This is a genomic window from Streptomyces sp. HUAS CB01 (assembly GCF_030406905.1).
In the GTDB taxonomy this organism is placed as follows: domain Bacteria; phylum Actinomycetota; class Actinomycetes; order Streptomycetales; family Streptomycetaceae; genus Streptomyces; species Streptomyces chengbuensis.
This window is the reverse complement of sequence record NZ_CP129137.1, coordinates 5,589,234-5,601,556: the sequence shown is the minus strand read 5'-3', so window position 1 is coordinate 5,601,556 and position 12,323 is coordinate 5,589,234. Positions and strand designations below refer to the sequence as shown.

Here is a 12,323-nt window from a genome sequence, read left to right as displayed (position 1 = left end):
GTCGCGCCGTACCCGTCCCGTTCCCGGGAAGGCCCCGTACACCGTCGCGGTGTACGGGGCCTTCCCGTGTGCGCCGCGGTGCCCCGGGCGGGGACGCGGGACGGCGAAGGCCCCGTCCGTCCCAGGGGGACGGACGGGGCCTTCGGTGGCCGGGAGGGCGTCAGCCCTGCCAGGAGTGCGGGGCGCGGAAGCCGGACTGGCGCTCCAGACGGCGCCACCCGGCGGTGCTGCGGCCGCGGTGGGCCGGCACGGCCTGAGGCTGCGATGCGGCACGGGCGAGGAGCACGGCCGTGATGGCGGCCAGTTCCTCGGGGTCGGCGTGTCCCTTCTCGACGCGGAGCAGGGATTCGGCGGGCGTGGTCATGTGCAGCGTTCTCCTCGTGGGTTACTGCGGGGGGTTGCCGTGCTTGCGGGACGGCAGATCGGCGTGCTTCGTGCGGAGCATGGCGAGGGAGCGGATCAGCACCTCGCGGGTCTCGGCCGGGTCGATGACGTCGTCGACCAGTCCGCGCTCCGCGGCGTAGTAGGGATGCATCAGCTCGGCCTTGTACTCCTTGACCATGCGGGCGCGCATGGAGTCGGGGTCCTCGGCGTCGGCGATCTGGCGGCGGAAGATGACGTTGGCCGCGCCCTCCGCGCCCATCACTGCGATCTCGTTCGTCGGCCAGGCGTAGGTGAGGTCGGCGCCGATGGACTGGCTGTCCATGACGATGTACGCGCCGCCGTAGGCCTTGCGCAGGATCAGCGAGATCCGGGGCACCGTCGCGTTGCAGTAGGCGTACAGGAGCTTCGCTCCGTGGCGGATGATCCCGCCGTGCTCCTGGTCGACCCCCGGAAGGAAGCCGGGAACGTCCAGCAGCGTGAGGATCGGGATGTTGAAGGCATCGCACATCTGGACGAACCGCGCGGCCTTCTCGCTCGCCTCGATGTCCAGGACGCCGGCCAGCGACTGCGGCTGGTTGGCGACGATGCCCACGACCTGCCCGTCGAGCCGGCCCAGCGCGCAGATGATGTTCCGCGCCCAGCGCTCGTGGACCTCCAGGTAGTCGCCGTCGTCGACGATCTCCTCGATGACCTTGTGCATGTCGTACGGGCGGTTGCCGTCGGCCGGGACCAGGTCCAGCAGGACGTCCGAGCGGCGGTCCGCCGGGTCCTCGCTCGGCGCCTGCGGCGGGTTCTCCCGGTTGTTCTGCGGGAGCATCGACAGCAGGTAGCGGACCTCCGCGATGCAGGTCTCCTCGTCGTCGTAGGCGAAGTGCGCCACACCGCTGGTCTCGGCGTGCACGTCCGCGCCGCCGAGGCCGTTCTGGGTGATCTCCTCGCCGGTGACCGCCTTGACGACGTCCGGACCGGTGATGAACATCTGCGAGGTCTCGCGGACCATGAACACGAAGTCCGTCAGCGCCGGCGAGTAGGCCGCGCCGCCCGCGCACGGGCCCAGCATCACACTGATCTGCGGGATGACGCCCGAGGCCCTGGTGTTGCGCTGGAAGATGCCGCCGTAGCCCGCAAGGGCCGACACACCCTCCTGGATACGGGCGCCGGCGCCGTCGTTCAGCGAGACCAGCGGCGCACCCGCCGCGATCGCCATGTCCATGATCTTGTGGATCTTCGTGGCGTGGGCCTCACCCAGAGCGCCACCGAAGATCCGGAAGTCGTGCGCGTAGACGAAGACCGTCCGGCCCTCGACCGTGCCCCACCCGGTGATCACACCGTCGGTGTAGGGCTTCTTCGACTCCAGCCCGAAACCCGAGGCCCGGTGCCGCCGCAACTGCTCGACCTCACGGAACGACCCCGCGTCCAGCAGCAGCTCGATACGCTCGCGCGCGGTCAGCTTGCCCTTGGCGTGCTGCGCCTCGGTCGCCCGGTCACTCGGTCCGCGCCGCGCCTGCTCACGAAGGGCGTGCAGCTCCGCCACACGCCCCCGTGCGTCGGTCGGCTCGCCTGCGGTCTCGTCCAAAACGGTCATGTACGAACCCTACGGAGCCGACCAAGAAAATCCTGCCGTTGACTCCGTACAGTCTCACGCCCGTTCTGCTGTCAGCCCCGTACAGAACCATTCCGCACCACAGGCGAAGTACCAGTTGAACGACCCGCCGATTTGTCGTGGTCCAACAACGACATCAGCCGATGGTCACCTCGCAGCCATGTACGACACCTGCCGTACCCGGAGTGACGCGCAGCCGCAGGCGGCGCCCGGTCCCCAGGACCTCGACCGACGGGCCGGCGTCCACCACCCGGCGCACCGGACGGTCCCAGACGAGCTCCAACGGCAGCCCGGACCGCATGGGTTCGCTGATGTGGAGCGTAGCGGTCCGGCCGCGAGCGCGTACCAGCACGCTCGCCGGAGCGGTGACCGTGAGGGCACCCACCGTAGCGGGCCGCCAGAAGTTCGCCGCCGTCAGTCCGAGCGAGCGGACGACGACCGACTGACAGATGCCCGAATTGTCGAGGATCTCCAGCCAGCCCCGGTCGGCGGCGCGGGCCGCCACCGCCCGCCGGGAAGCCCCGGGCATCAGGATGTATCCGTACGACGAGTTCACCGGATCGGTCCCGTGGTCGAGCCACAGGGTCTGGTAGTGCCGGGTCCGCCGTTCGGGGGTGCCGGTGGTGTTGATGTCCCGCCACGCACCGGTCCGGGCCTCGCGCAGGGTGCGCAGCCGGGGCACGCCGGAGTCCCCCGCGGGATCCGTGCGGTCCGCACCCGCCGGGAGGACGACCCAGCCGCCGTGCCCGTCCAGATGGGCCCAGCGGCCGTGGCGGCCGGTGGTGAGGACCGCGGCCGGCCGCTCACCGAGGTTCCTGTTGTCGACGACCGTCTCGACGGGCACGCCGTCCGTGCAGGTGATCCCGGCGCCGAGGCAGATCACGGCGTCGGCGGCGCAGAACCAGGACTTGCGCGCCTCCAGGGTCGAGCCGAGCCCCTTGAGGTGCTGGCCCACGGCGGCGTACTCTCCGTCGGTCGCACCGCCGACCCACCGCACGGCCGGTCTGGGCTCCCCCCACTCGCCGCCCTCCCGGTCGGCGAGGCGCCTGGTCGACACGGTCGTCCCCGGCAGCCGGTACCAGTCGACGGTCGGCCAGAACCAGTCGGTGTACTGGTCGCCCTGGTCCGTGCCCGGCCACCAGTAGAGCATTCCGGCGCCGGTGTGCCAGCCGCGCGGATTCTCCCCGTTGCCGCACTCGTAGGCGGAGATCCGCTCCGAGGACATGGCGATGTTGGCGGTCCAGCCGGGGCGGCGGTGCACGGCCCGGTCCATGGCGGCGAACAGCTTGTGCCCGACGGGCTCCGGCGCGGCGGGGACGGGGGCGGCGGCCACGGCGTGCAGCCGGGCCAGATCGGCCACCCCGAACTGCCGGTCGGTGAGGACGGGGCTGACGGTGTCCCGGGCGATCCAGCCCTTGATCATGGAGTGCCAGCGGGTCCGCTCGGCTTCCGGGGCCCCGCCCGCGAGCAGCGCGACGGCCGCGATCATCGCGTGGCCGTGGAAGTGGTCACTGCGCATGACCTGGCGGCTGTCGCCGGAGAGGTGGCCCCGGCTGATCGCCCGGCCGTTGACGCTGTCCATCATCAGGCCGTCGTGGATCAGCGGGGCGAACGCGTTCTCGACGCTGTCGAGGACGGTGGTCCGGCCGGGGTCGGTGACGTCCCAGGCGGAGCCCGCGAGAAGGGCGAAGAGCCGGCCGAGGCCGTCGAGCAGGACCTGTCCGTACGTGCCGGAGTAGGCGACCCAGGTGTGCTGGACGAACGACCCGTCGGCGTAGAGGCCGTCGCCGGTGGTGACGTGGGGGAAGACGGGGGACAGCGCGTCGCGGGCGAGGACGATCTTCGCCGGCTCCGCACCGGCGATGCCGCGCAGCATGACCGAGCGGCAGAGGTCGACGCGGTTGGCGCCGGTGCTGGTGCCCGTGTACGAGCCGAGCATGCTGTCCGGTACGAAGTGGTCGAGGGCGGCGCACGCCGCGAGGCGCTGCTCGTCGGTGAGCTCGTCGTGGAGGGCCGTGACGATGTCCATCAGCAGCCGCGGGCTGCCGATCTGCCACTCCCACCAGTTGCCGTAGCGGGCGGTGGAGGGGTTGTAGATCCGCTCGGAGAGATGGTCGACGCCACGGACAACGTCGGCGAGCAGCGTCGCGTCACCGGTCGACCCGGTGCCCGGCTGGAGGCAGGCCTGCGTCATGGTCCACAGCCGGCTGTAGCCGGCCGTGATGCCGGACGGCGGGTCGAAGCGGAGGCCGGGGAAGAGGGAGTCCCCGGCGGGTGCCATGGAGTCGCGGAAGGTCCGGGCGAGCCGGCCGGTCTCCGCGAGCCGGGAGGCGTACGGCTCCGCGGCCGGGTCGTAGCCGGTGCCGAGCTGGAGGTCCAGCCAGCGCCGGCGCAGTGCGGCGTACTCGTCGCCGGCGCGGCCGGCGCCTCCTGCCGGGGTCGCGCACGCGGGGGCGGGCAGGGTCAGGGAGAGCGCGCCCGAGGTGGAGGCGAGCAGGAAGGCACGGCGGGACCAGGCGGGCAGGGCGGGCGGCGCGGGCAACGGGGGCCTCCCGGGAACGAAGTGGCGGAGTCCGGCTGGGAGTTGGCGTAGCACCGGGGGACGGCGGCCACAACGCCTCGATCAGGACGTCGCCGGCCGGCGTGGCCGGCGACTTCCGCCAACCGGGCGCGGCAGGCCGGGTAGACCTGACGGGCCCGGGCGCCGCGACCGGCCACCGGGGCTCGCGCCGCCCTGCACGGCACCGCCGCCGGGGTGCGGAGGATGCCGCTCCCCCGCACCCCGGCGGTCCCTCAGTCCGCGCAGTGGAACCGGGCGGCGCCCCAGTCCGCGTGGTCGTTCCCGTTCCCGTCGCCGCCGTCGGTGACGGTCAGCTCGACGTACCGGGCGCCGGTGACGTCGGCGGTGAGCCGCCAGGCCGCGTCCGTCGCCCGCAGGACGGGCGAGGTCGCCTTCTCCGAGCCGTCGGCGGCGACGGCGAACTGCACGCTGCCGCCCGAGGTCTGGACGTCGTCGACGCCCACCTCGGCGGTGAAGGACGTGCACCGGCCGCCGAGGTGGTAGCGCACCTTCGCCGGGGCGTGCGTACCGAGGCCCTTGGCGTAGGCCACTCCCCCGATCCTCATCGGGCTGCCGTCGCCCGGCCCCGTCTCCCCGTTGGAGAGGTCGCGCTCGACGGGCCCCCAGCCGTTCTCGGCGGACGTCCAGTCCAGGTCGCTCGCCCAGGTGTCGTTCGTCGGCGGTGGCGGCAGGGTCCGCACGGTGGCCGTGGCGCCGAGGGTGCGGCGGCCGCCGGAGACGGTGTACGTGGCCGTGGACGCCAGTTCGTAGGGACGGTACTCGGCGTCCACGGGCGGGGTCACCCGCCATGTGGCGGTGGCCCTGGCGCCCGGGGCGACCGAGGCGAAGTCGATCGGGCCGGCGGGCTCGGCGGTCCAGCCGGGAGGTGGTTGCAGGGCGACGGAGACCCCGGTGGCGGGTCCGGCCTCGTCGTTGGCGAAGACCGCCGTGACCTCGTTCGCGCGGCCGGGTTCCAGCGTCCCGGCGGCGGCCACGCCGAGCGTCCCGCAGGCGGGCGCCGCCCCGGCGGGCCCCAGGTCGGTCACCGTGAAGCCGTCGAGCACGAAGTCGGCGCCCTCGGGGGCGTCGGGGCGCTTGCGCAGTCCGGTCCAGGTATCGCCGCAGCCGGCCGTGACGGTCTCCGAGAGGTGGCCGGTGGTCCGCTGGGCCCCGATGGGGGTGCGCCGCGTCTCCACGGCGCCGCCACCGCTCCGGTCGTAGCCGGTGACCCACTCGTACGCGCCCGCGTGGCTGGACTGGTAGTCGTACGCGACCCGGTAGCGGTGGCCGTCCTTCATGGGGACCGTCCAGGGCGCGGTGCGGTACACCAGACCGCTGTTCTCGTCGTGGGACTTCAGCGACTCGGCGCCGGCCAGGACGTCGTCGACGAGTTTCCCGTTCCATCCGGCCCGGGTGTACGGGGCGTGCAGCCGGCCGATGTGGGTGCGCGGATCGGTCACCCCGCCGGCGTCGCCCTTGAGGAACGGGCCCCAGCCCTGGTCGACGGCCTCGAAGTCCTCGTGGACGACGGTGCCGTCCTTCACCGCGGGCGCGTTCTCCACGAGGCGTACGTCGTCCACCCGGACCGGGGCGGGCGAGCCCCCGGCGGCGGCGATCCCCAGGGTGACCGCACCGCCGGGCGGGGCGGTGAAGTTGACCTTGGCGCGCTGGAAGTGGGTGGAGTGCCAGTCGGAGGCCGCGACTTCGTTCCGCACGGCGGAGCGTTCGACGGTCACCGAGCGTCCTCCGGCGGAGAGGACGGTGCGGCGCGTGTCACCGGGCCGGACCTCGATCCAGGCGGACGCGGTGTACCGCCTGCCGGGCGTGAGACCGGTGACGCGCTGGGAGAGGGACGCGGCGGCCGGGCCCGTCAGCCGGGCGCTGTTGCGGCCGTGGTCGTCGGTGTCGCGCGTGACCGTGCCGGTGCGTGCCCATCGGCCCAGCCGGGCGTCGTTGAAGCCCGGGTCCCGGACCGGGCCGCCCTCGCCCCAGGACGGGTCCTGGGGTGCGGGAGCGCGGTCGGGGTACAGGACGTACGGGCGGCCGGCCTCGGCGGTGAGGGTGATCCTCCCGTCGACGGGGCGGACCGTGCCGGTCCGCACCCGGCCGTTGTCGGTGAGCGCGTACACCGTGTACGTGCCCTTGCCGGGGACCGCCCAACTGCTGGTGCCGCCGGTCCTGTCGTAGTGGTACAGCTTCCTGCCGCCGTCCCACGGCAGCAGGTACCGGTCGCCGTCGAGAACCTTGCGCCCGTCGGTGTAGAAGGTCCGGCGGCCGTCCTCGAGCGTGCCCCGCACGCCGCCGGTGAAGGTGATGTCGTCGCCCTCCCACCGGATGATGCGCTGGTGCTGCAGGAACTTCGCGGGGAGGTTCCGCTGCCAGATGTTGGCGGTGAAGGCGTTCCAGTCGGTCTCGCCGGTCCAGCCCTCGAAGTCCTCCAGTGCCGTCTGCCCGAGCACCGGGTGGTCGTTCCAGACGTCCTTCTCGCCGTTGCGGATGAAGCGGATGATCCGCGAGTTGAGTCCCTTGTTGGTGGCGCCGCCGTAGTCCAGGTCGTTGGCCCAGTGGGACCACAGGGACGCCCGCTCGAACTTGTCGGACCACTCCGTCCCGACGTTCCAGCCCTGCGCCTGCACGGTCCGCATCGTCTCGTCGGCGATCCAGCCGTGCGTGGAGTAGACGTCGATGTAGAGGAAGCCGAGGTTGCGGTCGGTCTCGTCGCGCAGCTGCCGGAACCTGCGGGCGAGGTCACCGCTGGTCAGATCGCGCCGCTGGTCGATGTGGTAGCTCTGGTTCAGCCAGTTCCACCCCGGCTTCGTCCGGTCGACGAGGGTCTCGCTGAAGTTCCTGGCCTCCGGGTAGGCCTCGGTGGCGTTCACGTGCACACCGAAGGTCGCCCCCCATTTCCGACCGGCCTTCAGCAGTGTGTTCAGGTCCTCGAGTCCGCCGGCGCGCTCGTTGTGGTTGCCGCCGTAGTCGGGGTGGGCCGAGTCGTGGCCCTCGGAGCCGTAGCCCTTGAGGACGGCGAGCTGGCCCAGGCCGTCGGTGGCGAGCGAGATGCGCTTGACGTCGTCGAGGGTCCGCAGGAACGGGTGGGTGGCCTGGCTGGCGAAGTTGAACGGTATGTGCGTGACGACCCGGTCGGGTGTGCCCCCGCTTCCCGGTGCCGTGACGCCGATCGTGCGGAAGGCGATCGCGCCGTCCTGCCAGTCGGTCCGGCCATCGCCGTTGGCGTCGGGGGTGACGACGACCTTCGCCCACGGCAGGGCCCGGCCGCTCGCGGGGCGGGGGGCGCCGGCGCCGCGGTAGGTCCACTGCCCCGACCGGACGCCGACGCGCACGGACCCGTCGTCCGCCGTGCGGGCCTGGTGCCAGAAGCGGGCGTCGTCGCCGCCGGTGGCTCCGGAGGGCTTGTCGTAGCTGGAGTTGGACTCGACGGCCGCTGCGAGCGCGCCCGTGTTGACGAGCGCGTACGAGGCGCCGACGGGCGCGGGGTCGGCGGGGGTCGCCTCGGTGACCCTGCCGAAGACGTCGGCGGTCCGCGTCGAGTCCGGGTCGAGCCGGGTGAAGGCGGTCGCGGCGCCGTGCTCCGCACTTCCCACCGAGACCAGGTCGTGCCCGGGGACGTCGATGGTCCCGACCCGGAACGCCTCGGTGTCCCGTACCGCGGTGACCTCGAAGGTGGTGGCGCGGCCCGAGAGGGAGAGCGTCGCGTCGATCTCCACGTCCGGGAGACCGGGGAACGTCAGGGTGTACGCGGCGCTCGCGGCCCGTACGCGCGGCGCGCCCTTCAGCCGCACGGTACGGGCCGTGCCGTTGAGCGTCACCTCGGTGACGGGGCGGGTGCTGCCGAGCATGCGGGCGCCGGAGGCGCGGTCGGTGTACGAGAGCACTCGGGGGAAGTCGTCGGCGACGGTCACGGCCAGGCTGCCGGAGGTGAGCACCGGCGTCCCGGCAGGACCGCCGGCCGGGCCGGGGGCCGCGGCGGCCGGTCCTGCCGGGGCGATGAGCGCGGCCGTGACGACGGCGACCACGCATGCGGAGCGGGGCCTTCTGAAGAGCGACATGGGCACTGGGTAGCGGCCGCGTCAGGACGGGGTCAACGGATTCGTCCTCCGGCGGCGCCGCCAGTCCAACAACGCCGCTCGCTCAGTCCAAGTGCCCGGGGACCGGCACGGGGGGACACCGGGGGACCGTCCGGACCGCGGCGCGGTGACGATCCACGAGAAAAGTTGAAACTTGAACGGGAATGCTTCTATGGTGGTCGTCGTTGAAGGTTCAACGAGTGGCCGGGAAGGCCACCGCCCCGCCCGACCACGTCCCCGAGGAGCAATCATGGGCCTGTTCAACCGCAAGACCAACGAAGCCGCCGCCCCCGCCGCCACCCGCACGGTGGACCCCGCGCTGGTCGCCCTCAGCGGCACGTACGCCATCGACCCGGCCCACAGCAGCATCGGCTTCACCGTGCGCCACGCCATGGTCACCAACGTGCGCGGCACGTTCAGCGACCACGAGGGCACGCTGCAGCTGGACGGCTCCGACCCGTCCCGCTCGGCCGCGACCATCGACGTCAAGATCGCCAGCATCGACACCGGCATCGCCGACCGTGACGGCCACCTGCGCAGCGGTGACTTCTTCGACGTGGAGACGTTCCCGGTGATGTCCTTCCGCTCGACCACGGCCGAGCAGCTCGGTGGCGAGAAGTACCGCATCAGCGGTGACCTCACCATCAAGGACGTGACGCGTCCGCTCTCCATCGACCTGGAGTTCAACGGCACGGCGACCGACGTCTACGGCAACGAGCGCGTCGGCTTCGAGGGCAGCGCCGAGATCCTGCGCTCCGACTGGGGCCTGACCTGGAACGCCGCGCTGGAGACCGGCGGTGTCATGGTCAGCGACAAGGTGAAGCTGAACTTCGACATCTCGGCGATCAAGCAGGCCGCCTGACCGCGCGCCTCCGCCCAGCCGGCGAACCCCCGTCCCCGCGGACGGGGGTTCGGCATGGGTGCACCCCCTGCACCCGCACGTGCGGTCACACGGCTCGCCGGTAGGCGCTGCCGTCCCTGGCGCGAGTCAGCAGACGGGCCTCGACCAGATAGCGACGCAGCGCCGAGCAGTCGTCGTGGACCGTGCGGATCGCGTCGTTGACCTCGCGCTCGGTGTAGTCCCGGCCCTGCTCGAACAGGGTCCGCGCGAGATGGTCGAGCAGCTGCCCGCGGCGGGCCGCCCTGCGCGGGACGGCCCTCAGCCTGCCGCCGGAGAAGAGGGCGGACACGTCCCGCGAGCCGCCGGATTCGTTGTCGGTCATGCGCCGAGCCTCATGCAGCCCGCCGGGCCGGTGCAACGCACTTTCGCCGGCCTCCCCTACAGCGGTATCTCGATGTCGATGACCGGGCCGGTGGCCAGGGCGGGCGGCGCGTCGAGATTCTCCAGGACGTGCAGCATCGGCACGTTGGCGGCCGCCACGGCCGCGGTCAGGGTGTGGTGCCCGTCCCGTCGGGCGACTTCGGCCGCGTGGGCTGCGAGCGCCGTACCCAGCCCCTTGGACTGCCAGGCGTCCTCGATCAGCACGGCGAACTCGCCGACGCCCTGCCGTCCCGTGCGCATGACATTGGTCATGGCGATGATGCGGTCCGTCCGCTGGACGGTGGTGGTGACCAGGGTGGTGCCGCGCTCCGGATCGCACAGCATCCGCCAGCCCGCCGCGGACAGTCCGGGCGTACCCGCGTGGTAGCGCATGGCGCGGCTGTCCGGCGAGCAGCGGCGGTGCAGCGCCTGGACCGGACCGAGGTCGGCGGGGGTCGCCTCGCGCGTCCGGGTGGGTGTTCCGTCGGCCAGGGTGATCGGGTGTCCGGTGCGTCGCGTGCCGGTTTCGGGCATACGGGGGGCCTCCTCGGGTCGGCCGGTACGAGCGGAGTGCCGCAGACCCCCGTGCGGGCGGACACCCGTCTCGGCACAGGACAAAGTCTTTTGCGCCCGCAAGGCCGGCTCAAGAGGGGTTCGCGCCATCCTGACTACGCTTCGCACAGGATCTGTCACCGAACGGAGCTGGTCGGCGGTGGCCCGAACCTGTCGCTCCACCCTGGCCCCCGGGCTCCCGGGGAGGACGGGGCCCGGCGCGGTGCGGCCCGGCCTGCCGGGACCGGCGGCTCACCCCTCGCGGAGGCGGTGCACGTGCTCGCCCGTGCGGGACTCGATCTCCGTGGCCACCTCGTGGAGCAGGGAGTGGCTCACCCCGTTCAGGGCCCGCGCCACCGCGAGCTCATCGCCGATGTGGGGGATGTCCTGGTCCGCGCGATTGCGGTGGGCCGTTCCCTCGCCGACGTACAGCTCCGCGTTCTGCCCCCTCAGGCGCGCCTCCGCCTGGGTCGTGCGGTCGCTCTCGGTGATGACGATCTCGACGTTCCATTTCTTGCTGCGCATCAGAAGCCACCGCCTCCGTCGAAGCCGCCTCCGCCGCCCCAGTCGCCGCCGAAGCCGCCGCCGAAGTCGGAGGAGTTGAAGTCGGCGCCGGAGAAGTCCCCGCCGCCGAAGTCGCCGCCGCCGTACTCGGAGGCGTACGCGGGCGTGGACAGCGCGCTGCCCAGCAGGGTGCCGGCCAGCAGGCCCGGCAGCAGACCGCCGCCGAAGTAGCCGCCCGCCCAGGGCCCGTACGCCGGTCCGGCCTCCCAGTACGGGCGGCGGCCGGACTCGGTCTCCACCGTGCGTGCCATGGGGTCCTCGCCGTCCCGGAGACGGGCCGCGTCGGCGGCGCACACGGGCACCTCGCGGGGGGCGCCAGCCGCCGGGGTCCACGTCATGTCGGTCACGGAGGGGCCGTGGCTGGGGTCGAAGAAGCACGGGGCGCGGCGCTCCGGCACCGGGGCGCCCTCCCTGCGCGCGGCGAGCGCCGCGAGCGCGTAACGGCCCTCCTCCAGCGCCTCGGTGACGACCCGGACGTCATGCGGGTGCTCGGCGGCCGCCATGGCGGACTTGGCCTCCTCGTAGGAGTCCAGGGCGCGTTCGTAGTCGGCGCGCATGGCGTCGTCGGCGCCCGGCTCGGACGGGCGGAAGTCGAGCCGGTCCAGCTCCTCGCCGTAGGCGGTGATGTCCTCGTCGACGACCACCCGCAGCTTCTCCAGGGCGGCCCGCTCCTCCTCGGCCTTGCGCCGGCGGCTGCGGCGGACCACGGCGTACGCCCCGGCCCCGCCCGCGACGAGGACGGCGCCGACGGCGATCAGCGAACCGGTGCCGGCGCCGTCGGGGTCGGACCCGTCGCTCCACGAGGCCGGTGCGCTGCCGCGCACGGTCGGGAGCGTCTGGTCGACGAAGTTGTCGAGCTGCGTGGCGGCGTCGACGCCCGGGGTGTTCACGCCGGAGACGACGTTCCGCACGGCGTTCCGCGGCATGACGCTGCCGTCGGCGCCCGCGTCGAAGCGGTCGCCGAGACGAATGCCGTACAGCCCGGTGATCCCGGTGGCCGTGCGCAGATCGCGCAGCACGCTCCCCGCCGGGAACTGCGCGCTCGCGGGCAGGACGGCGACGAACACGGGCTTGTCCGCGCTCACGATCCTCTGCTCGAGGGCCTTCTCGTCGGCCGGGGAGAGCTGGGAGCGGGCGGCCGGGTCGACATAGACCGGGTCCTGCTTCAGGGCGGCGGCCGCGTCGGAGATGCCCGTGGTTCCGGCACCCGCGCCGGAAGCCAGGGCCAGCAGGAGAAGGAGTGTCAGCCCGGCGAGGGCAGACAGCAGGGAAAACGGCCTGGTCCTCATGCCATCGAAGCTACCCGAACACCAT

General features: G+C 72.8%; 9 protein-coding genes. 1 reads left to right on the top strand and 8 read right to left on the bottom strand.

Annotated features, from left to right (window positions below):
* Nucleotides 1-160 precede the first annotated feature (160 nt).
* From QRN89_RS24795 to QRN89_RS24780, 4 genes are all read right to left on the bottom strand, one after another.
* The gene (locus QRN89_RS24795; RefSeq protein ID WP_138052968.1) at nt 161-364 is read right to left on the bottom strand and encodes an acyl-CoA carboxylase subunit epsilon; all 204 of its coding nucleotides are present in this window, start codon (nt 362-364) and stop codon (nt 161-163) included.
* A gap of 21 nt (nt 365-385) precedes the next feature.
* Entirely contained in the window at nt 386-1,969 is a 1,584-nt protein-coding gene (locus QRN89_RS24790) for an acyl-CoA carboxylase subunit beta (RefSeq protein ID WP_290351587.1), read from the bottom strand.
* 154 nt (nt 1,970-2,123) lie between these two features.
* Entirely contained in the window at nt 2,124-4,529 is a 2,406-nt protein-coding gene (locus tag QRN89_RS24785; protein WP_290351586.1) for a polysaccharide lyase 8 family protein, read from the bottom strand.
* Between the two features lie 251 nt (nt 4,530-4,780).
* Nucleotides 4,781-8,614, bottom strand: coding sequence for an endo-alpha-N-acetylgalactosaminidase family protein (locus QRN89_RS24780; protein WP_290351585.1), 3,834 nt, complete (start codon nt 8,612-8,614; stop codon nt 4,781-4,783).
* A 268-nt stretch (nt 8,615-8,882) separates the two neighbouring features.
* Between QRN89_RS24780 and QRN89_RS24775 the strand changes: the two genes are divergently transcribed.
* Nucleotides 8,883-9,494 (top strand): YceI family protein, encoded by a 612-nt coding sequence (locus QRN89_RS24775; protein ID WP_290351584.1) that lies wholly within the window; start codon nt 8,883-8,885, stop codon nt 9,492-9,494.
* 85 nt (nt 9,495-9,579) lie between these two features.
* Here QRN89_RS24775 and QRN89_RS24770 read toward each other — a convergent pair whose 3' ends face one another.
* From QRN89_RS24770 to QRN89_RS24755, 4 genes are all read right to left on the bottom strand, one after another.
* Nucleotides 9,580-9,855: a DUF2087 domain-containing protein gene (locus tag QRN89_RS24770; protein WP_290351583.1), complete on the bottom strand. Its 276-nt coding sequence runs from the start codon at nt 9,853-9,855 to the stop codon at nt 9,580-9,582.
* A gap of 56 nt (nt 9,856-9,911) precedes the next feature.
* Nucleotides 9,912-10,427 carry a GNAT family N-acetyltransferase gene (locus QRN89_RS24765; RefSeq protein ID WP_290351582.1) on the bottom strand — a complete coding sequence of 172 codons (516 nt, stop codon included), beginning with the start codon at nt 10,425-10,427 and terminating at the stop codon, nt 9,912-9,914.
* A gap of 270 nt (nt 10,428-10,697) precedes the next feature.
* Nucleotides 10,698-10,970, bottom strand: coding sequence for a DUF1876 domain-containing protein (locus QRN89_RS24760; RefSeq protein ID WP_290351581.1), 273 nt, complete (start codon nt 10,968-10,970; stop codon nt 10,698-10,700).
* On the bottom strand, nt 10,970-12,298 hold the full coding sequence (locus QRN89_RS24755) for a hypothetical protein (protein ID WP_290351580.1): 1,329 nt from the start codon (nt 12,296-12,298) through the stop codon (nt 10,970-10,972). Before QRN89_RS24755 ends, QRN89_RS24760 begins: the two co-directional genes overlap by 1 nt.
* Nucleotides 12,299-12,323 lie beyond the last annotated feature (25 nt).

What these genes read in the sequence shown, in the direction of transcription:
- QRN89_RS24795 (WP_138052968.1), bottom strand. Translation starts at nt 364, where the DNA reads ATGACCACGCCCGCCGAATCCCTGCTCCGCGTCGAGAAGGGACACGCC.
- QRN89_RS24790 (WP_290351587.1), bottom strand. Translation starts at nt 1,969, where the DNA reads ATGACCGTTTTGGACGAGACCGCAGGCGAGCCGACCGACGCACGGGGG.
- QRN89_RS24780 (WP_290351585.1), bottom strand. Translation starts at nt 8,614, where the DNA reads ATGTCGCTCTTCAGAAGGCCCCGCTCCGCATGCGTGGTCGCCGTCGTC.
- QRN89_RS24775 (WP_290351584.1), top strand. Translation starts at nt 8,883, where the DNA reads ATGGGCCTGTTCAACCGCAAGACCAACGAAGCCGCCGCCCCCGCCGCC.
- QRN89_RS24770 (WP_290351583.1), bottom strand. Translation starts at nt 9,855, where the DNA reads ATGACCGACAACGAATCCGGCGGCTCGCGGGACGTGTCCGCCCTCTTC.
- QRN89_RS24765 (WP_290351582.1), bottom strand. Translation starts at nt 10,427, where the DNA reads ATGCCCGAAACCGGCACGCGACGCACCGGACACCCGATCACCCTGGCC.
- QRN89_RS24760 (WP_290351581.1), bottom strand. Translation starts at nt 10,970, where the DNA reads ATGCGCAGCAAGAAATGGAACGTCGAGATCGTCATCACCGAGAGCGAC.
- QRN89_RS24755 (WP_290351580.1), bottom strand. Translation starts at nt 12,298, where the DNA reads ATGAGGACCAGGCCGTTTTCCCTGCTGTCTGCCCTCGCCGGGCTGACA.